A 25,013-nucleotide genomic window follows, 5' to 3' on the forward strand; every position below is an offset into this window, starting at 1 on the left:
TTCCCTCTCCCCTCTGGGGAGAGGGCTAGGGTGAGGGGAAGCGTTCCTCACCCCAGCCCTCTCGGGTAAAAACATTGATGAAGGTTAACACTATGAAAGCATTACATTTTGGCGCAGGTAACATCGGTCGTGGTTTTATCGGTAAACTGCTGGCAGACGCGGGCATTACGCTGACATTCGCCGATGTGAATCAGGTGGTCCTGGATGCCCTGAATGCGCGTCATAGCTATCAGGTCCATGTAGTCGGTGAAAACGAGCAGGTTGAGACGGTATCCGGCGTCAACGCGGTCAGCAGCATCGGTGAAGACGTTATCGACCTGATCGCCAGCGTCGATCTGGTCACCACGGCCGTGGGTCCGGTCGTTCTTGAGCGCATCGCTCCTGCGGTTGCGAAAGGCCTGGTAAAACGTAAAGCGCAGGGCATCGACACTCCGCTGAACATCATCGCCTGTGAAAACATGGTGCGCGGCACCACGCAGCTGAAAGGTCACGTGCTCAACGCTGTTGCGGACGAAGACAAAGCCTGGGTTGAAGCGCACGTCGGGTTTGTGGATTCCGCCGTGGACCGTATCGTTCCGCCGTCTGAATCCGCCACCAACGACCCGCTGGAAGTGACCGTGGAAACCTTCAGCGAGTGGATCGTTGATAAAACCCAGTTTAAAGGCGCCCTGCCGACCATTCCGGGAATGGAATTAACCGATAACCTGATGGCATTCGTCGAACGCAAACTCTTCACGCTGAACACCGGGCATGCTATAACCGCGTACCTCGGAAAATTGGCCGGTCATCAGACCATTCGTGACGCGATCCTCGATGAGAAGATCCGCGCGGTGGTGAAAGGGGCAATGGAAGAGAGCGGCGCGGTGCTGATCAAACGCTACGGTTTTGATGCTGATAAACACGCAGCATACATCCAGAAAATCCTCGGTCGCTTTGAAAATCCGTATCTGAAAGATGACGTTGAGCGCGTGGGCCGTCAGCCTCTGCGCAAACTGAGCGCGGGCGACCGTCTGATTAAGCCGCTGCTGGGCACGCTGGAATACGGCCTGCCGCACGCCAACCTGGTGAAAGGGATTGCCGCCGCGATGCACTACCGCAGCGAGCAGGACCCACAGGCGCAGGAACTGGCTCAGCTGATTGATGACAAAGGCGCGCAGGCTGCGCTGGCGCAGATTTCCGGTCTGGACGCCAACAGCGACGTGGTTGTGGAGGCGGTTAACGCATACAACGCAACCAAATGATGCACAGTGCGGCGCAGGTTAACCTGCGCCCAAATAATAGATTGTCAGATATGCAGGCAATAATGGAACAAACCCAGGCCTTTGAAAATCGTGTGCTTGAGCGTCTGAATGCTGGCAAAACCGTACGAAGCTTCCTGATTGCCGCCGTCGAGCTGTTAACCGAGGCGGTGAATATCCTGGTGCTTCAGGTGTTTCGCAAAGACGACTACGCGGTAAAGTATGCTGTAGAACCGTTACTGGACGGAGACGGACCGCTGGGCGATTTATCCGTGCGTCTGAAGCTGATTTATGGTCTTGGCGTGCTCAACCGACAAGAGTATGAAGATGCGGAGCTGTTAATGGCTCTGCGCGAAGAGCTCAATCATGACGGTAACGAGTACACCTTTACCGATGATGAGATCCTGGGGCCCTTCGGCGAGCTGCACTGCGTCAGCGCGCTCCCCCCTGCTCCCCATTTTGATAACAGCGACCCTGAGCTATACGCGATGCAAAAGCTGCGTTATCAACAGGTTGTCCGCTCCACGATGGTTCTCTCCCTGACTGAGCTGATTTCTCGAATCAGCTTAAAAAAAGCGTTTCAGAAGTAAGCCTGCTCACATTGGTGTATCCTTCCCTGTAAATTCCCCGTTTTCAGAGTTATTTGTCATGAAAGAAGTCGAAAAGAACGAAATTAAACGCCTGAGCGACCGCCTGGATCTGATCCGCCACCAGATGGCTGGCCTGTCACTGGTCGATTCCGCCGAGAAGTACGCCGAGCTGGAAAAAGAAGCCGCCACGCTGGAAACAGAAATCGAGCGTCTGCGCGAATTGAAAGGCCAGAAGCTGAGCAAAGAAGCGCAGAAGCTGATGAACATGCCGCACCGCCGTGCGATCACCAAAAAAGAACAGGCCGACATGGGCAAGCTGAAGAAAAGCGTCCGTGGTCTGGTGGTGGTACACCCGATGACCGAGCTTGGCCGCGAAATGGGCCTGAAAGAGATGACGGGCTTTTGTAAGACCGCGTTCTGATACTTCCCCCTCTTCCTGTGGGAGAGGGCCGGGGTGAGGGCATCAGGCCCCACCCTGCTTCAAATTGGCCCAACCAATCCCCCTTTTCTTTCTTCCCCGGTTCACAATTCCATTATTTCCGCTCACAAACTCATTGCCTGACCATAACATTTGGTTAACCATTCATTGTCATTAACCCTACAACACAACATTGGCAGGACCACTTTTACACAACCTGTGACGCAGAGTTGAGCGGAGACTCACCCGCAGCGCAGGCTGTCTGGTCCCCAGGAGACCTGCATGAGCCTCTGGCAACAAAACTACGACCCGGCCGGAAATATCTGGCTGTCGAGCCTGATCGCATCGCTTCCGATCCTGTTCTTCTTCTTTGCGCTGATTAAGCTCAAGCTGAAGGGCTACCTCGCCGCGACGTATACCGTTGCTATCGCCCTGATGGTGGCGCTGTTCTTCTATAAAATGCCGGTCGATCGCGCGCTGGCCTCCGTCGTCTACGGTTTCTTCTACGGCCTGTGGCCAATTGCGTGGATCATCATCGCGGCGGTGTTTGTCTATAAAATCTCGGTGAAAACCGGGCAGTTCGACATAATCCGTTCGTCGATTCTCTCCATCACGCCGGACCAGCGCCTGCAGATGCTGATTGTCGGCTTCTCCTTCGGGGCATTTCTTGAAGGCGCGGCAGGCTTTGGCGCACCGGTGGCGATCACCGCCGCGCTGCTGGTCGGGCTGGGCTTTAACCCGCTCTATGCCGCTGGCCTGTGCCTGATTGTGAACACCGCGCCGGTTGCGTTTGGCGCGATGGGTATTCCGATTCTGGTGGCCGGACAGGTCACCGGGCTAGACAGCTTCGAGATCGGCCAGATGGTTGGCCGCCAGCTGCCCTTCCTGACCATTATCGTCCTGTTCTGGATCATGGCGATTATGGACGGCTGGCGCGGCGTGAAGGAGACCTGGCCTGCAGTGATGGTGGCGGGCGGTTCGTTCGCTATCGCTCAATACCTCAGCTCGAACTTCCTCGGCCCGGAGCTGCCGGACATCATCTCCTCGCTGGTGTCGCTGGTCTGTCTGACGCTGTTCCTGAAGCGCTGGCAGCCGGTGCGTATTTTCCGCTTCGCCGACATGGGCGCCTCGCAGGTCGATCAAACCCTGGCCCGTACGGGCTATACGGCAGGACAGGTGATCCGCGCCTGGTCGCCATTCCTGTTCCTGACCGCAACGGTGACCCTGTGGAGCATCCCGCCGTTTAAAGCCCTGTTCGCCCCGGGCGGCGCGCTGTACGACATGGTGATTAACATCTCTGTACCGTTCCTCGACAAGATGGTCGCCCGTATGCCGCCGGTGGTGCACGCCGCTACGCCGTATGCCGCTGTCTATAAATTCGACTGGTTCTCCGCCACCGGTACCGCCATCCTGTTTGCCGCTATCCTTTCCGTGGTGTGGCTGCGCATGAAGCCTGCGGCCGCGGTGCAGACCTTTGCCGCGACCATTAAAGAGCTGATGCTGCCGATTTACTCCATCGGCATGGTGCTGGCGTTCGCGTTTATCTCGAACTACTCCGGCCTGTCATCGACGCTGGCGCTGGCGCTGGCCCATACCAGCCACGCTTTCACCTTCTTCTCGCCGTTCCTCGGCTGGCTGGGGGTATTCCTGACCGGTTCCGATACCTCGTCTAACGCCCTGTTTGCCGCGCTGCAGGCAACGGCAGCCCAGCAGATTGGCGTGTCGGACGTCCTGCTGGTGGCGGCGAATACCACCGGCGGCGTGACCGGGAAAATGATCTCTCCACAATCCATCGCCATTGCCTGTGCGGCGGTGGGACTGGTTGGTAAAGAGTCGGATCTGTTCCGCTTTACCGTGAAACACAGCCTGATATTCACCTGCATGGTGGGGGTGATCACCACCCTGCAGGCCTATGTCTTAACCTGGATGATCCCATGATAGTGATGCCCAGACGCCTGTCCGACGAGATTGCCTCTCGCGTGCGGGCGCTGATTGAAGAACAACAGCTGGAAGCGGGCATGAAGTTGCCCGCCGAACGCCAGCTCGCCGCCCAGCTTGGCGTGTCGCGCAATTCACTGCGCGAGGCGCTGGCGACGCTGGTCAGCGAAGGCGTGCTGGTGAGCCGTCGCGGCGGCGGCACCTTTGTGCGCTGGCAGCATGACGACTGGTCCGAGCAAAACATCGTGCAGCCCCTGAAGACGCTGATGGAGAACGACCCGGACTACAGCTTCGACATCCTTGAAGCGCGTCACGCCATCGAAACCAGTACCGCCTGGCACGCGGCCATGCGGGCAACCGACGCCGACAAAGAGAAACTCATCGCCTGCTTTGAGGCCACGCAAAGCAGCGACCCGGACATCGCCTCCCAGGCGGACGTCCGTTTTCACCTGGCGATTGCCGAGGCGTCGCACAACGTGGTGCTGCTTCAGACCATGCGCGGGTTCTTCGACCTGCTGCAATCCTCCGTGAAGCAGAGCCGCCAGCGCATGTATCTGGTTCCGCCAGTGTTTGCCCGGCTAACCGAACAGCACGAGGCGGTGCTCAACGCCATTCTGGCCGGTGATGCCGAGGCCGCACGCAAAGCGATGATGGCGCATCTCGGTTTCGTGCACACCACCATTAAACGATTCGATGAAGACCAGGCCCGACAGGCGCGTATTACCCGTCTGCCTGGCGACAGTGATATTTCCAGGGAGAACAAAGCATGATTATTTCAGCAGCCAGTGACTATCGCGCCGCGGCGCAGCGCATTTTGCCCCCGTTCCTGTTCCACTACATTGACGGCGGGGCGTATGCCGAATACACCCTGCGCCGCAACGTGGAAGATCTGTCGGAAGTGGCCCTGCGCCAGCGCGTGCTGAAGAATATGTCTGACCTGAGCCTTGAGACAAAGCTGTTCAACGAAACTCTCTCCATGCCCGTGGCGCTCGCGCCTGTAGGCTTATGCGGCATGTATGCCCGCCGCGGTGAAGTGCAGGCTGCCGCTGCGGCGGATGCCAAAGGCATTCCGTTTACCCTTTCCACCGTGTCCGTCTGCCCGATTGAAGAGGTCGCCCCGACCATCAAACGCCCGATGTGGTTCCAGCTGTACGTCCTGCGCGATCGCGGCTTTATGCGCAACGCGCTCGAGCGCGCCAAAGCGGCGGGCTGCTCCACGCTGGTCTTTACCGTCGATATGCCAACGCCCGGGGCGCGCTATCGTGATGCCCACTCCGGCATGAGCGGCCCGAATGCCGCGCTCCGCCGCTACTGGCAGGCGGTTACTCATCCGCAGTGGGCGTGGGATGTCGGCCTGAACGGTCGTCCGCACGATCTCGGTAATATCTCGGCTTACCTCGGTAAACCGACCGGACTGGAAGATTACATCGGCTGGCTGGCGAACAACTTCGATCCGTCGATCTCGTGGAAGGACCTGGAGTGGATCCGCGAGTTCTGGGACGGCCCGATGGTGATCAAAGGGATCCTCGATCCGGAAGATGCCCGCGACGCGGTACGCTTCGGCGCAGACGGGATTGTGGTCTCTAACCACGGCGGACGCCAGCTTGACGGGGTGCTCTCTTCCGCACGCGCCCTGCCGGCCATCGCCGATGCGGTGAAAGGCGATATTGCGATCCTGGCCGACAGCGGCATCCGCAACGGGCTGGACGTGGTGCGCATGATTGCGCTGGGCGCCGACAGCGTGCTGCTGGGGCGCGCGTATCTGTATGCGCTGGCGACGGCGGGCCAGGCAGGGGTGGCGAATCTGCTCAACCTGATCGAAAAAGAGATGAAGGTGGCGATGACGCTGACAGGTGCAAGAACGATTAGCGAAATCAGTAAGGATTCTCTGGTGCAGGAGTTAAGCAAATTACCGGCGGCGCTGGCTCCCCTGGCTCAGGGAAACGCGGCGTAAATTCTCCTCCGTTAATACACCTTTTTCTCGCGCCCGATTTTCCCCTCGGGCGCTTTTTTACGCCAAAAATAACATCCAGGTAACATATTAGATAAGAAAATTTGACATCTCCCTGCCGTCCGCAATTGTATAGACAAGCAAATACAAGAACACAAAAACAACATCAGATCGGAGGGGGAGCGTATGGCGTATTCAGGTAAGGTGGATATTCAGCAGGTGATCGATGAGAGTCCCTTTTCAGGGTTTCACTGGCTGCTCATTGTGCTGGGCTTTCTGGTTCTGGCGATCGATGGTTTTGATACGGCAGCGATGGGTTACATCGCGCCTACGCTGTCGGCAGAATGGGGGATACACAAACAGGATCTGGGGCCGGTGCTGAGCGCTGCGCTGCTGGGGCTGTCGCTGGGCGCGCTGATTGCTGGTCCGGTATCGGACCGGATGGGTCGCAAGCGCGTGCTGGTCTTTTCGTGCCTGTTCTTCGGCCTTGCGAGCCTGGGGACGGCCTGGGCGCAAAGTCTGAATACCCTGACGCTGTGGCGCTTTCTGACGGGCCTGGGCCTCGGTGCCGCAATGCCTAACGCCATCACGCTGATCTCCGAGTTTGCCCCCCAGCGCTGTCGCGCCATGGCGATTAATACCATGTACTGCGGCTTCCCTCTGGGTGCAGCGGGCGGCGGCGCGATCTCTTCCTGGCTTATCCCCCATCACGGCTGGCGAAGCGTGCTGCTGACCGGGGCGATTGCGCCGCTGATTTTAACGCTGCTGCTGGCGCTGTTTTTACCGGAGTCCGTGAAGTTTCTGGTGCAGCGCGGGAAGGACGTCATGCAGGTCCGCCGTATTGCCAGCCGGTTCGCCCGCAGCACGCTGGATAGCGTCACGGGATTTTTCCTGGCGGAGGAGAAAGTCGCCTCTAAAAAAGGGAGCGTGTCGCAGCTCTTTTCCATGCCCTGGCTGCCCGGCACCCTGATGCTGTGGGTGACCTATTTTATGGGGCTGGTGATTTACTACGTCCTGCTAAGCTGGATGCCGACGCTGATGCAGGGGATGGGCTATGCTCTGGTGGAATCCGCCTGGCTCACCTCGCTGTTCACCTTCGGCGGCACCGCAGGCATTCTGCTCGCGGGCTGGATGATGGACCGCTGGGAAGCGCATAAAGTTGTCGCGTGTGGTTTCGTGCTGACAATGGGCCTTATTCTTTTACTGGGTATTGAGCATAACCATATCGCTCTGTTTGGTGGGCTGATTTTCCTGATGGGGATCGCGATGAACGGCGCGCAATCGGGCATGCAAACCCTGGCCGCCACCTTTTACCCTACCGAGTGCCGCGCGACGGGCATCGCCTGGATGCAGGGGATCGGCCGCTTTGGCGGCGTGGCGGGAACCATGACCAGCGCCCAGCTTCTCGCTATGCAGTGGCAGGCAGACAGTATTTTAATGATCCTCAGCGTTCCCGCTCTGGTGGCCGCTGCGGCAACCGTCTACAAAATGCTCTACAGCCGCTCGCAGGAACCCGGCGTCGCGTAGTTCCTCTCTTTTCTGCTATTCTGCCCCCGCAATTAAGGGGGCAGCATGCTTAACATCGTTTTATTCGAACCAGAAATTCCGCCAAATACCGGCAATATTATCCGCCTGTGTGCCAACACCGGTTTTCGTCTGCATATCATTGAGCCGATGGGCTTTACGTGGGACGACAAACGTCTGCGTCGCGCAGGGCTGGATTATCATGAATTTACCGCCGTCGTTCGCCATCACGATTACGCCGCGTTTCTGGAAGCCGAAAAGCCGCAGCGCATGTTCGCCCTGACCACCAAAGGCACGCCAGCCCATAGCGCCGTGAGCTATCAGGCAGGTGACTATCTGATGTTTGGCCCGGAAACCCGCGGCCTGCCGGCCACGATCCTGGATGCCCTGCCCGCTGAGCAGAAAATCCGTATTCCGATGATGCCGGACAGCCGCAGCATGAACCTGTCGAACGCGGTGTCGGTGGTGGTGTATGAAGCATGGCGCCAGCTGGGGTATCCGGGCGCCATTCTCAGAAGTTAAATGCCGTCACCATACTCGAACGTATGGTGAATGCCGTTGAAGTGCTGATCCATGTCCATGGAAGGCTTATCGCTGTCTGGTTTACCGACGATGCGCGCCGGTACGCCAGCGGCGGTGGTATGCGGCGGCACGGGCTGGAGCACCACGGAGCCTGCGCCGATCTTCGCGCCGCGCCCGACTTCGATATTGCCAAGGATTTTGGCACCCGCGCCAATCATCACCCCTTCACGGATTTTCGGATGGCGATCGCCGCTGGTTTTACCGGTACCGCCCAGGGTAACCGACTGCAGGATCGAGACGTCATCCTCAATGACCGCCGTTTCCCCGACGACAATCCCGGTGGCGTGGTCGAGCATGATCCCGCGGCCAATCTTTGCCGCCGGGTGAATATCGACCTGGAACGTCACGGAAACCTGGTTTTGCAGGAAGATCGCCAGCGCGCGGCGACCTTCATTCCAGAGCCAGTGGCCGATGCGGTAAGCCTGCAGGGCGTGGAAGCCTTTCAGGTACAGCAGCGGCGTAGAATATTTATCGACCGCCGGGTCACGCGTGCGCACGGCCTGAATATCGCAGGCGGCAGAGGCGATCATTTCCGGGTCTGCAGCGTAAGCCTCTTCCACTACTTCCCGAATGGCGATAGCTGGCATGATCGAGGAAGCCAGCTTGTTGGCGAGCATATAGCTCAGCGCGCTGCCGAGATTTTCGTGCTTGAGTAGCGTCGCGTGGTAGAAACTGGCCAGCATAGGCTCGCAGTCGGCCAGCGCCCGGGCTTCGGCTTTAATATTGTTCCAGACGATATCCAGTTCTTCACACGGCATTGCTTACTCCAGACGATAGTTAATGACCAGCCAGTTCTGCGCTGGCTGGGTCATTCAGGTGACAACGGTTCCGACTAGTTACTGCTGCGCTCGTCCTTGCGCGCACGACCTAATAAGGTCAATGCTGCCTCGCGCGCATTTTTTCCGCAATACAATACCTGATAAATTTCCTCGGTTATTGGCATTTCGACACCGAAACGGTGCGCCAACTCGCGGACTTCTTTGGTATTGCGGTAGCCTTCAACCACCTGACCAATCTTCTCCTGCGCGCCTTTAACATCGCTGCCCTGTCCGAGCATCATGCCAAAGCGACGGTTACGAGACTGGTTGTCGGTACAGGTCAGCACCAGGTCGCCCAGGCCAGCCATACCCATAAAGGTGGCCGGATCGGCACCCAGCGCTTCGCCCAGGCGGGACATTTCGGTCAGTCCTCGGGTGATCAGCGCCGTACGCGCATTGGCACCAAAACCAATGCCGTCTGACATTCCGGCACCAATCGCAATCACGTTCTTCACCGCACCGCCCAGCTGCACGCCGATAAAATCGGGGTTGCTGTAGACGCGGAAGCTCTTGCCGCAGTGCAGCAGCTGTTGAAGATCGTCGGAGAAGGCCTGATCGGTGGAGGCCAGCGAAATCGCCGTCGGCAGGCCAGCGGCCAGCTCTTTGGCAAAGGTCGGGCCGGAGATGACCGCCAGCGGGATCTCATCACCCAGCGCTTCACGGGCAACGTCCTGCAGCAGGCGTCCGGTTTCGGCTTCCAGTCCTTTTGTCGCCCAGACAATGCGTGCATCCGGGCGCATCAGCGGCTTAATCTGACGGAGCACGTCGCCAAATACATGGCTCGGAACCACAATCAGAATGTTGCGGCTGGCCGCCAGCGCGGTCGCAAGGTCGCTTTCAAGGTGCAGGGAGTCGGGAAAGGGAACGTCCGGAAGAAACGCCACGTTACAACGGTCGCGTTGCAGCGTTGCGATATGTTTTGGATCGTGGCCCCAGAGAACCACTTCGTGACCATTTCTTGCCAGCGTGATGGCAAGAGCGGTGCCGTATGAGCCGGCACCGATCACAGTCATTGACGCATTAACAGTGCTCATCAGGCATCCTGATGTTGTTCAGCACCTTCGCCAGCTTGCTGCTGCAGATAGTTCATGAACAGCGCATCAAAGTTAACTGGCGCAAGGTTCAGTTGCGGGAATGTACCGCGAGAAACCAGGCTGGTGATGCATTCACGCGCATACGGGAACAGAATGTTCGGGCAGTACGCACCCAGGCAATGCGCCATCTGGTTGCCTTCGATACCGCCGATAGAGAAGATGCCGCCCTGCTGTACTTCACACAGGAATGCAGTTTCTTCACCCAGAGATGCGGTAACGGTCACACGCAGCACGACTTCATACACGTCATCTGCCAGTTGGGTAGATGCGGTATCCAGATCAAGTTTAACCTCTGGCTGCCAATCTTTCTGGAAAACATGTGGCGCATTTGGCGCTTCGAAAGAGACGTCCTTGGTGTAGATACGCTGGATCTGGAAAGTCATCTCGGTGTTATTTTGTTCTGACATGGAAATACCCTTTTTAATTGTCCTAAAGTCTCTTAGCTCAGCAGCGGATCGAGTCCACCACGGGCGTCAAGCGCATACAAGTCATCACAGCCGCCAATGTGCTGCGCATCAATAAAAATCTGCGGAACCGTCGTGCGACCACTACGTTTGATCATCTCTTCGCGTTTAATCGCGTCACCGTCGATCGGCAGTTCCTGGAACGTGACGCCTTTGCTGTTCAGCAGCGCTTTCGCACGATGACAGAACGGGCACGTCGCTTTGGTATAGATCTCAATATTGGCCATGACTGAACTCCTTATTTACCGCGTACCAAAGGAAGATTTTCCCCGCTCCAGCCGGAAATACCTTCTTTCAGCACCGTTACGTTTTCGAAGCCTGCTTTATGAAGCGCGCTGGCAGATTCCTGTGCCTGCATGCCGGTCGCATCGACAACGATAATCGGCTGGGCTTTGTGTTTCTCAAGCTCACCGACGTTGTTCGCTTTGATTTCAGCTGGCAGCAGGTTGATTGCGCCCGCAATGTGACCTTTACGGAAATCGTCACGCTGACGCAGATCGACCACGACGGCATCTTCTTTGTTGATCAGACGCGTCGCTTCACCACGGGTGATAACCTTAATTTTAGACGTCAGGCTCTTAAATGTGGTGAACAGCACAGCAGCCAGCAGGCCAATCCACGCGATGCTCAGAACCGGATGGCGGCTAACGAATTGCATAATTTCTTGCATGGAGGGTAAGTACTCCCGACTAAGTGATAAAAAAAACCAGGACAGGAGTATACCTGTGCGTTCTGGCAAATACAGCCAGCGACCATAACCTAATCCATTTTCTGCGGCATGCCACCTAAAAAAATGCCTCAAAATGGTCTGGTGAACATCTTGCCCCTGCGCTTTCTTTGATCTTCTGCGGCTATTTGATCGATTCAGCTGTAGTAAAATTACGCAAATTTTGACTCTTGAGCATGAGGTTGTCGCAATGTCGGTTTCTAAAAAACCTATGGTACTGGTGATTCTGGATGGCTATGGCTACCGTGAAGATAGCCAGGATAACGCTATTTTCAACGCCAAAACCCCGGTCATGGATGCCCTGTGGGCGAAACGTCCGCATACGCTGATTGACGCGTCTGGCCTGGAAGTGGGTCTGCCGGACCGCCAGATGGGCAACTCCGAAGTCGGTCACGTAAACCTGGGCGCCGGGCGTATTGTGTATCAGGATCTGACGCGTCTGGACGTTGAAATTAAAGAACGCACCTTCTTCTCCAACCCAACGCTGTCTGGCGCGGTCGATAAAGCCGTTGCCGCTGGCAAGGCCGTACACATTATGGGCCTGCTCTCTGCTGGCGGCGTTCACAGCCACGAAGATCACATCATGGCGATGGTTGAACTGGCCGCCGAGCGCGGTGCGGAAAAAATCTATCTGCACGCCTTCCTGGACGGTCGCGATACGCCACCACGCAGCGCAAAAGGCTCTCTGCAAGCCTTCGAGGAGAAGTTCGCCGCGCTGGGCAAAGGCCGCGTAGCGTCCATCATTGGCCGTTACTACGCCATGGACCGCGACAACCGCTGGGATCGCGTTGAACAGGCCTATGACCTGATGACCCTGGCAAAAGGCGAGTTCCAGTTCGCGACCGCCGTTGAGGCGCTGGAAGCGGCCTATGCGCGTGATGAAAACGACGAATTCGTGAAAGCGTCCGTGATTCGTGCTGAAGGCCAGGCTGATGCCGCCATGGAAGATGGCGACGCGCTGATCTTCATGAACTTCCGCGCTGACCGCGCGCGTGAAATCACCCGTGCGTTCGTCAACAGCGACTTCGACGGTTTTGTCCGTAAGAAAGTGGTAAAACTGGACTTCATCCAGCTGACTGAATACGCCGCAGACATCAAAGCGCCTTGCGCGTATCCGCCAGCATCTCTGGCAAATACCTTTGGCGAGTGGATGGCGAAGAACGACAAAACGCAGCTGCGTATTTCCGAAACTGAAAAATACGCGCACGTGACCTTCTTCTTTAACGGCGGCGTTGAAGAGCCGTTCAAAGGTGAAGACCGCATTCTGATCAACTCCCCGAAAGTCGCTACCTACGATCTGCAGCCAGAAATGAGCTCTGCAGAATTGACGGAAAAACTGGTTGCGGCCATCAAGAGCGGTAAGTACGACACCATCATCTGTAACTACCCGAACGGCGACATGGTGGGTCATACCGGGGTGATGGAAGCGGCAGTGAAAGCGGTTGAAGCGCTGGACCACTGCGTTGAGCAGGTAGCGAAAGCGGTTGAATCCGTTGGCGGCCAGCTGCTGATCACCGCTGACCACGGTAACGCTGAACAGATGCGCGACCCGGCGACCGGCCAGGCGCACACGGCTCATACCAACCTGCCTGTTCCGCTGATTTATGTGGGTGATAAGTCACTGAAAGCAGTGGAAGGCGGCAAGCTTTCCGACATCGCGCCAACCATGCTGTCGCTGATGGGTATGCCGATCCCTGAAGAGATGACTGGTAAGCCGCTGTTCATCGTGGAATAATCGCTCCCCATGAGGGGAAAGGCGATTTTTTCAATCACATGGGTCGTGAAGCCGCTTAGGTTATCAGTCAGACCTCTGTTTTACGCCAGCGCACTCAGCGCTGGCGTATTGCTGTGCGCCGCATCCGCCCACGCGGATGACCGCGACCAGCTGAAATCCATTCAGGCCGATATCGCCGCCAAAGAGCGTGCGGTACGCCAGCAGCAGCAGCAGCGCTCCGCCCTGCTCGCCCAGCTTAAGCAGCAGGAAGAGGCGATCTCCGCCGCCACGCGTAAACTCCGTGAAACGCAAAACACCCTCGCCCAGTTGAATAAACAGATCGACGAGATGAACGCGTCGATTGCCAAACTCGAGCGCCAGCGTGATGCGCAGGAGCGCAACCTCGCGGCACAGCTTGATGCCGCATTCCGCCAGGGTGAACATACCGGACTCCAGCTGATCCTCAGCGGCGAAGAGAGCCAGCGCGGCCAGCGCCTGCAGGCCTACTTTGGCTATCTCAACCAGGCGCGTCAGGAGACTATCGCGCAGCTGAAGCAGACGCGCGAAGAGGTCTCCACCCAAAAAGCGGAGCTGGAAGAGAAGCAGAGCCAGCAACAGACGTTGCTCTACGAACAAAAAGCGCAGCAGGCGAAGCTTGAGCAGGCGCGCAACGAGCGTAAGAAAACCCTTTCCGGCCTTGAATCCTCCATTCAGGAAGGTCAGAGCCAGCTGAGTGAAATGCGCGCCAACGAATCAAAACTGCGTAACAGCATCGCCCGTGCGGAAGCGGCGGCGAAAGCGCGCGCCGAAAAAGAGGCTCGCGAGGCGCAGGCCGTTCGCGATAAGCAGCAGGAAGCATCCCGCAAAGGCACTACCTACAAGCCAAGCGAGAGCGAACGTTCTCTGATGTCGCGTACCGGCGGTTTGGGCTCTCCTCGCGGTCAGGCTTTCTGGCCCGTTCGCGGTTCAATTCTGCATCGCTATGGCGAACAGCTGCAGGGTGAGCTACGTTGGAAAGGGATCGTTATCGGTGCGTCTGAAGGTAGCGAAGTAAAAGCCATTGCCGATGGCCGCGTGATTCTGGCCGACTGGCTGCAGGGTTACGGACTGGTGGTGGTGGTCGAACACGGTAAAGGTGACATGAGCCTTTACGGCTACAACCAGAGCGCGCTGGTCAGCGTCGGCACGCAGGTGCGCGCAGGCCAACCCATCGCCCTTGTGGGCAGCAGTGGCGGTCAGGGCCGCCCGTCACTCTATTTCGAAATTCGTCGCCAGGGTCAGGCGGTCAATCCACAGCCGTGGTTGGGAAGATAAGTTTTGCTTCAATTTCGTCGAATGGTTTTCTCCGTCGTCAGCGCGCTGGCGCTGGCTGCACCAGTATACGCAGGTAAACTCGCTATCGTGATTGATGACTTCGGTTATCGTCCACACTATGAAAATCAGGTGCTGGCGATGCCGTCGGCCATCTCTGTCGCCGTCCTTCCAAATGCGCCCCACGCGCGTGAGATGGCGACCAAAGCCCATAACAGCGGTCATCAGGTGCTGATCCACCTGCCGATGGCCCCGCTCAGCAAGCAGCCGCTGGAAAAAGACACCCTGCGCCCGGACATGAGCAGCGAGGAGATCGAGCGCATCATCCGCGACGCCTATAACAAAGTGCCGTATGCCGTAGGGCTGAACAACCATATGGGCAGCGCGATGACATCAAGCCTGTACGGGATGCTCAAAGTGATGCAGGCGCTGGAGCGTTACAACCTCTACTTCCTCGACAGCATGACCATCGGCAACAGCCAGGCGATGCGTGCCGCTCAGGGAACCGGCGTAAAGGTGATTAAGCGCAAGGTGTTCCTGGATGATACCCAGAACGAAGCCGATATCCGCATGCAGTTTAATCGCGCGGTACAGCTGGCCCGCCGCAATGGCTCAGCCATCGCCATCGGTCACCCGCACCCGTCTACCGTTCGCGTCCTGCAGCAGATGCTGCCGACCTTACCTTCCGATATCACGCTGGTGCGTCCGAGCGATCTGCTGAACGAGCCACAGGTAGATACCTCTACACCAAATTCTGCGCAGCCCGTCCCGACAGCACCGCGTAATCCGTTCCGCGGCGTGAAGCGCTGTGTACCGAAGCAACCGCCTGAACCAGTCTATGCGACCCGCTTCTTCTCCGTCATCGGAGACAGCATCAGTAACAGTACCCTGGTGAAATACGTCCAGCAGCAGTGGCAGGGATGGGGTAAGAAAGCCTGACGCTTATTTCGCAATCTGAGAGTCCGTCTGCTCGTTAGCAACGGACTCTTTTTTTTCCTGATGCTGATACCAGGATTTGAAATACTTCAAAAAGCTATAGGCTGTGGCATACAGTCCCGTCGCCACCCCCACTTTGCCCTTACGCCAGGCGCCGCTAAACAGATACCATTTGAAAAAAGCCCCGATGGCGCTGATTACGCCGCGTCCAATTGAGGGCTGTATTTTTTGATGTTGAACCAGGCGGGTTGTATAACAATTTAATTTGTTAAAAAGCTCATGCAGTGTGGGAAACGTATCATGTTTTACATAACCCGGAATACGTTCACAACGGAGAAAACCTTCGACCTGATCGTCTACCGGCCTGTTATTAAACCGGGACTGTTTACGGTTAAAAAGACGCACAGGATAATCAGGGGATGAAACTGGATAAATCGTCCGGACTTCTTCACCCAGAACAAACCAGTGGCGGCATATTCGCCATGCCATTCCGGGGTCTGGCTCATCGCCTGCTTTTAACGTTAAAACGGCATTAACCGTTTCCTGGTCAAGAATTTCGTCGCTGTCGATGCACAGGACCCAGTCATTGCTGGCTAAGGATATGGCATGGTTCATCTGCTCGCCATGCCAGCCAAATTTTTTATAGACGGGTAGCAGTCCAAAGCTTTCACAAATATATCGTGTTTTGTCCGTACTGCCAGAATCGACCACGACAATTTCATCCGCTATTTTCAAAAGAGGCGGGATAACATCGTGCAATAATCTTTCAGAATTAAACGTTAATAAGCAGACCGTTATTTTAAACATTTTCCCACTCTCAATAGCAGCCTAAATTAATATTATTAATACTATATAAATGAGTAGAGACGATTAAAGTCCTGATTCACACTTTTAAAATAAGCACGCTTGAAATTTTGTCTAATCCTGAAACGCAATAAAATAGAAAAATCTATTTTATTTCAACAGATTCTTTATAATGCAGTCAGATGAAGGGTAGCACACGGATTCAGACATGCCGCACAAAAGTAAAATTCTCCTCCTGGATACGGGTAAAGAATGGGGGGGAGGCACCAACAGTATGCTTGAGCTCCTGAAGCGAATCAATCGCGATAAATTCGATATTACCTGTTGTTTTTACAGTGATTATAGTCGTGCCGAAGGTGAGACGATTGGCCAGGTGCTCAACGGCATCGGCATCCCGCTCATCGTGATCCCTCAACGTCCGCAGCCGGTCTGGGCTAAATTGTTGAAGGAAGCGGGACGTAGCCTGCTGTTTTTCTCACGCAGCGCCCGCAAGGCATTGACGCGTCACGTGGATATCATGTGGCGCATCAGGCCTAACGTCAGCAAAATCGAAACCCTTTTCACGCAGGGCGGTTTCGATACGCTCTATATGAATAACCAGCCGGGCTCAAACGAGGAAGGCTATCTGGCGGCGGCGAACCTGCAGGCGCGGTTGATCCAGCACTGCCGCATTGAGCCTGTTTTAACCCCGCCGCTGGTAAAGCTGGTTAATGCCCATGCCACAAAAATCATCGCCGTCTCGCACGGCGTTGAACGCGTGTTGCTTCAGCATGGCGTCCGGCCCGAACTGTGTACGACGGTCAATAATGCCATCGACATCCACCAGCCTTTACCTGACCGACGCGCGATGCGCCAGCGCCTGAACATTGATGACGACACGTTTGTGTTCGGCAGTATTGGGTCGTTAATCCCTCGCAAAGCCAACCACCACACGCTGGAGGCGCTGGCACAGTTCAGCCAGAAGCATCCCGAGGCGAAATGGAAAATGGTGCTGGTCGGCGAAGGTGCCGAACGCCGCGCTTTAGCGGAACAGGCCCGAACGCTGGGAATTGAAAACCACGTCATCTTCACCGGTTTTCAGAATACCCCATTTGATTACCTCGCTACGTTTGACGCCTTTATTCTGGCCTCAAAAAGTGAAGGGCTGCCGCGCGTGGTGCTGGAAGCGATGCTTCTCAATATCCCCGTGATTGGCTCTCAGGTGACCGGCACGGCGGAATTGATTGACCATGACTCGACAGGGCTGCTCTTCCCCTGGAGCGATGTTTCACAGCTTGCACAGCATCTGGACAATATCTGGGCAGACGCTGACCTGCGGGCTCGACTGGCTGCGGCTGCATACCAGAACGTCTGTCATACCTATGCCATCGAAAACTATGTCAGCGGTGTCGAAGCCGTGCTTGGCGCGCACTAACCAAACGAGATAACTATGTTTAAATTTCTTAATGCTCGCTATCGTCATATCACCGGGCGACACAACATTCCTTACAGCTCTCTGCCCGTGACGGGCGCGCTTGCTGCGGTGGATTCTATTGTGATTCCGTGTACCGGCGCAGATTTCGTCGAAGAAGCATTACTCTCTGCCACCTTCGCGGAACGTTATGCCACCGGGGTGAGCGAAATCGTCATCGTCAGCGATCAGCCTGAATCCGCCTTTGGGGTACTGCCGCCGAAAACCCGCGTAGTGACGCTAAATCTTCCCGTACGTGAGGAAAGTTACCGCTATAAGCAGATCTACCTCAGCCGTCTGGTGAAGCTTAACGCCCCGCTGCAGGCGCGCGGTGAAGGGGTATTGATGATCGATTCCGATCTCAACCTGCTCAAGATGCCCGAGATCAACATGGCCGACATGCACATTTACTCCAGCTTCCGTCAGGGCAAAATGATTGCCAAGCTGGACGGTGCGCCAGCGGAGAAAGTGCCGGCGTATTACAAAGAGACGGTGCGCCCGTATCTGGTCGATCACGTTAACGGCGCGTTTCTTGCGGCAACCAAAAAAACCTGGCGCCGTATCTGCCCGCTGTGGCTGACGCTGTTCCAGGATACCTGGGAGCTGATGGATGATACGCAGCCGCCGACCGATCAGCTGCCGCTCGCCGCACTGCTGGACATGCTGGATTTAAAAACGGTTAACCTGGGTGACTGGATGAACTGGCCGGTCTCGAAAAAAATCGGCGGTCAGGAAGCCGTTGTTCCGAAAGAGGTGATTGGCGCGCACGGCGGCTTCCCTCTCTCCGAATGGCAGAAGTACCTTGAATCGCCGGATAACAAACTGCTGTTCAAAGGTCAGGACTACACCCGCAAGGTGCGTTACCTGACGGACGAAGAGAAAAAGAAGCAATAAAATAAGGGGCCTGAGGCCCCTTTTTGATTACTTATCCCAGCTCAGGATCACTTTTCCTGACTGGCCGGAACGCATCGCGTCGAAGCCCTGCTGGAACTCATCGATGGAGAAACGGTGAGTAATAATCGGGGACAGATCCAGACCGGACTGGATCAGCGCCGCCATCTTGTACCAGGTCTCGAACATCTCGCGGCCATAGATGCCCTTGATGAACAGCCCCTTGAAGATGACTTTGTTCCAGTCGATAGACATGTCTGACGGCGGAATACCCAGCATCGCGATACGGCCACCGTGGTTCATGGTGTCGAGCATGGTGCGGAACGCCGGTGGCGCACCGGACATCTCCAGACCCACGTCAAAGCCTTCGGTCATGCCCAGCTCTTCCATCACGTCGGTCAGGCTCTCTTTCGAAACATCCACGCGCGGGTGACGCCCATTTTGCGTGCCAGCGACAGACGGTATTCGTTCACGTCGGTGATCACAACGTTGCGCGCGCCCACGTGCTTGGCCACCGCAGCGGCCATAATGCCGATTGGGCCCGCGCCGGAGACCAGCACGTCTTCACCGACCAGGTCGAAGGAGAGCGCCGTATGTACCGCGTTGCCGAACGGGTCGAAGATGGAGGCCAGGTCGTCAGAGATATTGTCCGGGATTTTGAACGCGTTAAACGCCGGGATCACCAGGTATTCCGCGAAGCAGCCCGGGCGGTTTACGCCCACGCCAATGGTATTACGGCACAGGTGCGTACGCCCGCCGCGGCAGTTACGGCAGTGGCCGCAGGTAATATGGCCTTCACCGGAGACGCGGTCGCCAATTTGGAAGCCTTTCACTTCCTGGCCGATACCCACCACTTCACCGACATATTCGTGACCGACAACCATCGGTACCGGAATGGTTTTCTGCGACCACTGGTCCCAGTTGTAGATGTGAACGTCAGTACCGCAGATGGCGGTTTTACGAATTTTGATCAGCAGATCGTTATGACCGACTTCCGGCTCCGGCACGTCGGTCATCCAAATCCCTTCTTCCGCTTTCAGTTTGGATAACGCTTTCATCACACGTCCTCAGGCAATTACGCCCAGCTGTTTGCCGATGCGGGTAAAGGCTTCCACCGCACGTTCAATTTGTTCAGGCGTATGCGCCGCAGACATCTGGGTGCGGATACGCGCCTGACCTTTTGGCACCACCGGGAAGAAGAACCCGGTGACGTAAATCCCTTCTTTCTGCAGCTCGCGGGCAAATTGTTGCGCGACGACCGCATCGCCCAGCATCACCGGAATAATCGCGTGATCGGCACCGGCCAGGGTGAAGCCAGCGGCGCTCATTTTTTCACGGAACAGACGGGCGTTGGACCACAGGCGGTCGCGCAGCTCAGCGCCGGACTCCACCATCTCCAGTACCTTGATGGAGGCGGCAACAATGGCCGGCGCCAGGGAGTTGGAGAACAGATACGGGCGAGAGCGCTGGCGCAGCCACTCGACCACCTCTTTACGCGCGGCGGTATAGCCGCCGGACGCGCCGCCGAGCGCTTTGCCCAGCGTACCGGTGATGATGTCCACGCGGCCCATCACGTCACAGTATTCGTGGGAACCGCGGCCGTTTTCGCCGACAAAACCAACCGCGTGAGAGTCATCGACCATCACCAGCGCGTCGTATTTATCCGCCAGGTCGCACACGCCCTTCAGGTTGGCGATCACGCCGTCCATGGAGAACACGCCGTCGGTGGCGATCAGCACGTGGCGAGCGCCCGCTTCACGCGCCTCTTTCAGGCGCGCTTCCAGCTCGACCATGTCGTTGTTGGCATAGCGGAAACGCTTCGCTTTACACAGGCGTACGCCGTCGATGATGGAGGCGTGGTTCAGGGCATCGGAGATAATCGCATCTTCTGCGCCAAGCAGGGTCTCAAACAGACCGCCGTTGGCGTCAAAGCAGGAGGAGTACAGAATCGCGTCTTCCATTCCGAGGAAGCTCGCCAGCTTTTGCTCAAGCTGCTTATGGCTGTCCTGCGTACCGCAGATAAAGCGTACGGAGGCCATGCCGAAACCGTGGGTGTCCATGCCGTTTTTTGCAGCGGCAATCAGCTCAGGGTGATTCGCAAGACCTAAGTAGTTGTTCGCACAAAAGTTGATCACATGGCTGCCGTCGGCAACGGTGATGTCCGCCTGCTGGGCAGACGTGATAATACGCTCTTCCTTGAACAACCCTTCCACACGTGCGGTGTCGAGGTCGCTGTTTAACTGTTTGTAAAAATCACCACGCATTGCAATTCTCCAGACTCGGCAAATTTCGGGACATATTACCCAAACCTATAGTTCATGACGAGATGACACGTCATCTCTTGTCGTTTTTGCAGCATAAATCACGCGTACCCCTGCGCTGTGAAGGTGAATGGCTGAAGGGCAGCCATACTAATGATATGATAGAGACATTAGCGTCCGGGATTGTCCCCGGGCTCCACACTTCAAAGGTTACAGTTATGATCATCGTTACCGGCGGCGCGGGCTTTATCGGCAGCAATATTGTTAAGGCTCTCAATGACAAAGGCATCACCGACATCCTGGTGGTTGACAACCTGAAAGACGGCACCAAGTTCGTCAACCTGGTGGATCTGAACATCGCTGACTACATGGATAAAGAAGACTTCCTTATCCAGATTATGGCAGGCGAAGAGTTCGGCGAGATCGAAGCCATCTTCCACGAAGGTGCGTGTTCTTCCACCACCGAGTGGGACGGTAAGTACATGATGGACAATAACTATCAGTACTCCAAAGAGCTCCTGCACTACTGCCTGGAGCGCGAAATTCCGTTCCTGTATGCCTCCTCCGCGGCAACCTACGGCGGCCGCACCTCGGACTTTATCGAATCCCGCGAGTATGAGCAGCCGCTAAACGTCTACGGTTACTCCAAATTCCTGTTCGACGAGTACGTGCGTCAGGTGCTGCCTGAAGCGAACTCGCAGATCGTCGGCTTCCGTTACTTCAACGTGTACGGACCGCGCGAAGGTCACAAAGGCAGCATGGCGAGCGTGGCATTCCACCTGAACACCCAGCTGAATAACGGCGAAAGCCCGAAACTGTTCGAAGGCAGCGACGGCTTTAAGCGCGACTTCGTTTACGTGGGCGACGTTGCCGCAGTGAACCTGTGGTTCTGGGAAAACGGCGTATCCGGCATCTTCAACCTGGGTACCGGCCGCGCGGAGTCCTTCCAGGCGGTGGCTGACGCAACGCTGGCGTACCACAAAAAAGGCAGCATCGAGTACATTCCATTCCCTGACAAGCTGAAAGGCCGTTATCAGGCGTTCACCCAGGCTGACCTGACCAACCTGCGCGCCGCAGGCTACGACAAGCCGTTCAAGACCGTTGCCGAAGGCGTAACGGAATATATGGCCTGGCTGAACCGCGACGCATAAGTATGAAGATTCTGGTGATCGGCCCGTCATGGGTGGGCGACATGATGATGTCGCAAAGTCTCTATCGCACGCTCAAGGCGCGTTATCCCCAGGCGATAATCGACGTGATGGCACCCGCGTGGTGCCGTCCTCTGTTGTCGCGTATGCCGGAAGTGAACGAGGCGATCCCGATGCCGCTTGGCCACGGGGCGCTGGAAATCGGCGAACGCCGCAAGCTCGGCCATAGCCTGCGCGACAAGCGCTACGATCGCGCGTATGTCCTGCCAAACTCCTTTAAATCCGCTCTGGTGCCTTTCTTTGCAGGCATCCCACATCGCACCGGCTGGCGCGGTGAAATGCGCTACGGCCTGCTGAACGACGCGCGGGTGCTGGATAAAGAGGCCTGGCCGCTGATGGTGGAGCGCTATGTGGCGCTGGCCTACGACAAAGGCGTGATGCGCAGTGCGAAAGACCTGCCGCAGCCGCTGCTCTGGCCACAGCTTCAGGTTAACGACGGTGAAAAATCCCAGACCTGTAACGCGTTTGGTCTATCGTCTGAACGCCCGATCATTGGCTTCTGCCCCGGCGCCGAATTCGGCCCGGCAAAACGCTGGCCGCACTACCACTATGCGGAGCTGGCGAAACAGCTGATTGACGAAGGCTACCAGATTGTCCTGTTCGGTTCGGCAAAGGACCACGAGGCAGGCAACGAAATTCTCGCGACGCTCAGTAATGAACAGCAGGCCTGGTGCCGCAACCTGGCGGGAGAAACGCAGCTTGAACAGGCTGTTATCCTGATTGCCGCCTGTGAGGCCGTGGTCAGCAACGATTCGGGCCTGATGCACGTCGCCGCTGCGCTCAACCGCCCGCTGGTGGCGCTGTATGGCCCAAGTAGCCCGGACTTCACGCCCCCGCTTTCTCATAAAGCGCGCGTCATCCGCCTGATCACCGGCTACCACAAAGTACGCAAGGGCGATGCCGCAGAAGGCTACCATCAGAGCCTGATCGACATTACGCCAGAGCGCGTTCTCGAAGAGCTTAACGAACTGCTGTTGAGCGAAGAAGGATAACGAATGCGGGTACTGATCGTTAAAACTTCTTCGATGGGCGATGTTCTGCATACGCTCCCGTCACTGACGGACGCCATGCGGGCCATTCCCGACATTCGTTTTGACTGGGTGGTGGAAGAAGGCTTCGCGCAGATCCCCACCTGGCATGAAGCGGTTGACCGCGTGATCCCGGTGGCGATTCGCCGCTGGCGCAAAGCGTGGTTCTCCGCCCCGATTAAAGCCGAACGCAAAGCCTTCCGTGAGGCGGTGCGGGCACAGCATTACGACGCCATCATCGACGCCCAGGGGCTGGTGAAAAGCGCCGCGCTGGTGACGCGTCTGGCACATGGCGTAAAGCACGGCATGGACTGGCATACCGCCCGCGAACCGCTGGCGAGCCTGTTCTATAACCGTCGCCACCACATCGCAAAGCAACAGCATGCGGTAGAACGTACCCGCGAGCTGTTTGCAAAAAGCCTGGGCTATGCGAAACCGGAAACCCAGGGCGACTACGCCATTGCGCAGCACTTTTTGCGTAATACAGATCCCTGTGCTCAGCCTTATCTTGTCTTCCTGCATGCCACAACGCGCGACGATAAACACTGGCCGGAAACGCACTGGCGAAGCCTGATTGAACTAATGCAACCTACCGGCATCCATATTAAACTGCCCTGGGGCGCTGAACATGAGCGGCAGCGTGCAGAGCGTCTGGCAGCAGGTTTTTCACACGTCGAGGTATTGCCGAAACTCACGCTGGCGCAGGTTGCCGCGCAGCTGGCGGGAGCGAATGCTGTTGTTTCCGTTGATACAGGTTTAAGCCATTTAACCGCAGCGCTGGATCGTCCGAATATTACGATTTTTGGTCCGACCGATCCTGGATTGATCGGGGGTTACGGCAAAAACCAGCATCAGATGGTCAGCCCGACCCAGCAAACGAAGGATATCAGCGCAGATGCTATTTTTTCATTTTTACAGGGCAGCCGTTGGCTTTCCAACAGGGATATCTAACGCATGAGTTACGTATTTCTGCTGATTTTACTCTTTCCGGTGAAGCTTATCCGGAAGCTGTTCCGCAAAGAGACAGGTAAAAACCTGGTCATTCAGACAGCAAAAATCGGCGATTTTGTTAATGCAACGCCCCTTCTGGCATACCTGCAAAAAAGCGACGTGCTCATCAGTCGTAGCGTAGGTGCGCTGGCGAAGCATGATGAGACGATCGATGAGATTTTTTTTATCGAGCAGCATAAGCGTAACCTGTGGCGAAAGCTGGTCTTTGCCTGCCGGATCATGAACCGCTATGACAATGTCTATCTCCTGCAACCCAATAGCGTGAACCTCTTTTTCGCCTCCGTGTGTAACGCTAAAAACAAAAAGTTTTTAAGCACTTACACGCGCAGATGGTATCACGGTATTTTCTATGCAACGGCAGACGGTACTGTTGAACACGGTAAGAAGACTCTTTCAGTCACGAACTATCTCAAACTGGCCGATCGCACCTTAACCTGGCAAGACTCGCCAAAGCACGCCACAAAGCCACTTTTCAAACCTGCGACCTATCCGGCAATCCTCGATAAACCCGGCGTGATCCGCATTGGCATCAGCGTAGCCGCCGGGAATAAAGCGAAAACCGTTCCGCCGGTCATCTGGAAGCAAATTGCCGATCGTCTCGCCGACCTGCCCTGCGAATTTTATGTGTTTGGCGCCCCGAATGAACAATCGTGGATGGATGATATCACCCGCGCTTACGGTGAACTGCCCAACTTTATTAACCTGATTGGCAAAATCTCGCTTGAAGAGCTGCCGTGGGCCATTTCTAAAATGGATTGCTATATCGCGTCTGACTCGGGGAATGTCTACATTGCCGATGCGGTAGGCGTGCCGGTAATCTTACTGTTCGGGCCTTGTTGCCACTATGAACAGCGTCCGCTGGGCAACGTATTGCTGATTGGTAATGATGACAACATTTGCTCATATGTTTTTGAAACACGATATTACTTCTCACAGAGCCGGGAAGAACTCTTCGCTGTAACAGACGAAGCGCTACGTGAACTCAAACACTTCATTTGCGAGTTACCCACAATTAATACAGACGCATACTCCTTTGATGCTCAGGGAAACTAATT

At 56.3% G+C, this 25,013-nt stretch carries 24 protein-coding genes and 1 pseudogene; 17 read left to right on the forward strand and 8 right to left on the reverse strand.

Features of this window, described 5'->3' with window-relative positions; genetic code table 11:
- The first annotated feature begins 92 nt into the window (after positions 1-92).
- The 8 genes from mtlD (at position 93) to trmL (ending at position 8,181) form a co-directional block, all read left to right on the forward strand.
- Positions 93-1,241: a mannitol-1-phosphate 5-dehydrogenase gene (gene mtlD, locus ACZ6J2_RS18640; RefSeq protein ID WP_471726408.1), complete on the forward strand. Its 1,149-nt coding sequence runs from the start codon at positions 93-95 to the stop codon at positions 1,239-1,241.
- Positions 1,238-1,828, forward strand: coding sequence for a mannitol operon repressor MtlR (mtlR, locus tag ACZ6J2_RS18645; protein WP_126330467.1), 591 nt, complete (start codon positions 1,238-1,240; stop codon positions 1,826-1,828). The genes mtlD and mtlR overlap by 4 nt, the downstream gene beginning before the upstream one ends.
- Positions 1,829-1,886: 58 nt before the next feature.
- Positions 1,887-2,249, forward strand: a complete 363-nt coding sequence (locus ACZ6J2_RS18650) for a YibL family ribosome-associated protein (RefSeq protein WP_471726409.1) — start codon at positions 1,887-1,889, stop codon at positions 2,247-2,249.
- A 279-nt stretch (positions 2,250-2,528) separates the two neighbouring features.
- The gene (gene lldP / locus ACZ6J2_RS18655) at positions 2,529-4,184 is read left to right on the forward strand and encodes an L-lactate permease (RefSeq protein ID WP_032650757.1); all 1,656 of its coding nucleotides are present in this window, start codon (positions 2,529-2,531) and stop codon (positions 4,182-4,184) included.
- On the forward strand, positions 4,181-4,954 hold the full coding sequence (lldR, locus tag ACZ6J2_RS18660; RefSeq protein WP_045400284.1) for a transcriptional regulator LldR: 774 nt from the start codon (positions 4,181-4,183) through the stop codon (positions 4,952-4,954). The genes lldP and lldR overlap by 4 nt, the downstream gene beginning before the upstream one ends.
- A complete protein-coding gene (lldD, locus tag ACZ6J2_RS18665) occupies positions 4,951-6,138 on the forward strand; it encodes a quinone-dependent L-lactate dehydrogenase (RefSeq protein ID WP_029740822.1) in 1,188 nt (395 codons plus the stop codon). Before lldR ends, lldD begins: the two co-directional genes overlap by 4 nt.
- Before the next feature lie 183 nt (positions 6,139-6,321).
- Positions 6,322-7,662, forward strand: a complete 1,341-nt coding sequence (locus ACZ6J2_RS18670; RefSeq protein ID WP_087823703.1) for an MFS transporter — start codon at positions 6,322-6,324, stop codon at positions 7,660-7,662.
- 45 nt (positions 7,663-7,707) lie between these two features.
- Positions 7,708-8,181: a tRNA (uridine(34)/cytosine(34)/5-carboxymethylaminomethyluridine(34)-2'-O)-methyltransferase TrmL gene (trmL, locus tag ACZ6J2_RS18675; RefSeq protein WP_033147028.1), complete on the forward strand. Its 474-nt coding sequence runs from the start codon at positions 7,708-7,710 to the stop codon at positions 8,179-8,181.
- On the opposite strand, the gene cysE is transcribed toward trmL, so the two are convergent.
- The 5 genes from cysE to ACZ6J2_RS18700 all read right to left on the reverse strand — a co-directional run bounded on the left by cysE (position 8,178) and on the right by ACZ6J2_RS18700 (position 11,287).
- The gene (gene cysE, locus ACZ6J2_RS18680; protein ID WP_008502718.1) at positions 8,178-8,999 is read right to left on the reverse strand and encodes a serine O-acetyltransferase; all 822 of its coding nucleotides are present in this window, start codon (positions 8,997-8,999) and stop codon (positions 8,178-8,180) included. The two genes, trmL and cysE, sit on opposite strands and share 4 nt — an antisense overlap.
- Positions 9,000-9,073: 74 nt before the next feature.
- Positions 9,074-10,093 carry an NAD(P)H-dependent glycerol-3-phosphate dehydrogenase gene (gpsA, locus tag ACZ6J2_RS18685; RefSeq protein WP_023309915.1) on the reverse strand — a complete coding sequence of 340 codons (1,020 nt, stop codon included), beginning with the start codon at positions 10,091-10,093 and terminating at the stop codon, positions 9,074-9,076.
- A complete protein-coding gene (gene secB, locus ACZ6J2_RS18690; protein WP_003860835.1) occupies positions 10,093-10,560 on the reverse strand; it encodes a protein-export chaperone SecB in 468 nt (155 codons plus the stop codon). The genes gpsA and secB overlap by 1 nt, the downstream gene beginning before the upstream one ends.
- A 32-nt stretch (positions 10,561-10,592) precedes the next feature.
- Positions 10,593-10,844, reverse strand: a complete 252-nt coding sequence (grxC, locus tag ACZ6J2_RS18695; RefSeq protein ID WP_023309914.1) for a glutaredoxin 3 — start codon at positions 10,842-10,844, stop codon at positions 10,593-10,595.
- 11 nt (positions 10,845-10,855) lie between these two features.
- A complete protein-coding gene (locus ACZ6J2_RS18700; RefSeq protein ID WP_023309913.1) occupies positions 10,856-11,287 on the reverse strand; it encodes a rhodanese-like domain-containing protein in 432 nt (143 codons plus the stop codon).
- A gap of 247 nt (positions 11,288-11,534) precedes the next feature.
- On the opposite strand from ACZ6J2_RS18700, the gene gpmM reads away from it, so the two are divergent.
- Genes gpmM through ACZ6J2_RS18715 form a run of 3 tightly spaced genes read left to right on the forward strand, consistent with a single transcriptional unit; the run spans position 11,535 to position 15,308 of the window.
- Positions 11,535-13,079 (forward strand): 2,3-bisphosphoglycerate-independent phosphoglycerate mutase, encoded by a 1,545-nt coding sequence (gene gpmM / locus ACZ6J2_RS18705; RefSeq protein ID WP_471726410.1) that lies wholly within the window; start codon positions 11,535-11,537, stop codon positions 13,077-13,079.
- A gap of 33 nt (positions 13,080-13,112) precedes the next feature.
- Positions 13,113-14,372, forward strand: coding sequence for a murein hydrolase activator EnvC (gene envC, locus ACZ6J2_RS18710; RefSeq protein ID WP_471726437.1), 1,260 nt, complete (start codon positions 13,113-13,115; stop codon positions 14,370-14,372).
- A 3-nt stretch (positions 14,373-14,375) separates the two neighbouring features.
- Positions 14,376-15,308 carry a divergent polysaccharide deacetylase family protein gene (locus ACZ6J2_RS18715; RefSeq protein ID WP_471726411.1) on the forward strand — a complete coding sequence of 311 codons (933 nt, stop codon included), beginning with the start codon at positions 14,376-14,378 and terminating at the stop codon, positions 15,306-15,308.
- A gap of 3 nt (positions 15,309-15,311) precedes the next feature.
- On the opposite strand, the gene ACZ6J2_RS18720 is transcribed toward ACZ6J2_RS18715, so the two are convergent.
- Positions 15,312-16,112: a glycosyltransferase family 2 protein gene (locus tag ACZ6J2_RS18720; protein ID WP_471726412.1), complete on the reverse strand. Its 801-nt coding sequence runs from the start codon at positions 16,110-16,112 to the stop codon at positions 15,312-15,314.
- Between the two features lie 205 nt (positions 16,113-16,317).
- Between ACZ6J2_RS18720 and ACZ6J2_RS18725 the strand changes: the two genes are divergently transcribed.
- Both ACZ6J2_RS18725 and ACZ6J2_RS18730 read left to right on the forward strand, forming a co-directional pair.
- Positions 16,318-17,523: a glycosyltransferase gene (locus tag ACZ6J2_RS18725; protein ID WP_048975598.1), complete on the forward strand. Its 1,206-nt coding sequence runs from the start codon at positions 16,318-16,320 to the stop codon at positions 17,521-17,523.
- A gap of 15 nt (positions 17,524-17,538) precedes the next feature.
- Positions 17,539-18,453, forward strand: a complete 915-nt coding sequence (locus ACZ6J2_RS18730) for a hypothetical protein (protein ID WP_217072009.1) — start codon at positions 17,539-17,541, stop codon at positions 18,451-18,453.
- Between the two features lie 27 nt (positions 18,454-18,480).
- Here the strand turns inward: ACZ6J2_RS18730 and tdh are convergent.
- Positions 18,481-19,508: pseudogene (gene tdh / locus ACZ6J2_RS18735) on the reverse strand (L-threonine 3-dehydrogenase).
- A 9-nt stretch (positions 19,509-19,517) separates the two neighbouring features.
- Positions 19,518-20,714 carry a glycine C-acetyltransferase gene (gene kbl, locus ACZ6J2_RS18740; RefSeq protein WP_471726413.1) on the reverse strand — a complete coding sequence of 399 codons (1,197 nt, stop codon included), beginning with the start codon at positions 20,712-20,714 and terminating at the stop codon, positions 19,518-19,520.
- A 215-nt stretch (positions 20,715-20,929) separates the two neighbouring features.
- Between kbl and rfaD the strand changes: the two genes are divergently transcribed.
- Genes rfaD through ACZ6J2_RS18760 form a run of 4 tightly spaced genes read left to right on the forward strand, consistent with a single transcriptional unit; the run spans position 20,930 to position 25,011 of the window.
- On the forward strand, positions 20,930-21,862 hold the full coding sequence (rfaD, locus tag ACZ6J2_RS18745; protein WP_013094908.1) for an ADP-glyceromanno-heptose 6-epimerase: 933 nt from the start codon (positions 20,930-20,932) through the stop codon (positions 21,860-21,862).
- Positions 21,863-21,864: 2 nt separating this feature from the next.
- Positions 21,865-22,911 carry an ADP-heptose--LPS heptosyltransferase RfaF gene (rfaF, locus tag ACZ6J2_RS18750; RefSeq protein WP_069303476.1) on the forward strand — a complete coding sequence of 349 codons (1,047 nt, stop codon included), beginning with the start codon at positions 21,865-21,867 and terminating at the stop codon, positions 22,909-22,911.
- 3 nt (positions 22,912-22,914) lie between these two features.
- The gene (gene rfaC, locus ACZ6J2_RS18755) at positions 22,915-23,898 is read left to right on the forward strand and encodes a lipopolysaccharide heptosyltransferase RfaC (RefSeq protein WP_193138768.1); all 984 of its coding nucleotides are present in this window, start codon (positions 22,915-22,917) and stop codon (positions 23,896-23,898) included.
- A 3-nt stretch (positions 23,899-23,901) separates the two neighbouring features.
- Entirely contained in the window at positions 23,902-25,011 is a 1,110-nt protein-coding gene (locus ACZ6J2_RS18760) for a glycosyltransferase family 9 protein (RefSeq protein WP_471726414.1), read from the forward strand.
- Positions 25,012-25,013 lie beyond the last annotated feature (2 nt).

The organism is Enterobacter sp. E14S, assembly GCF_055666685.1.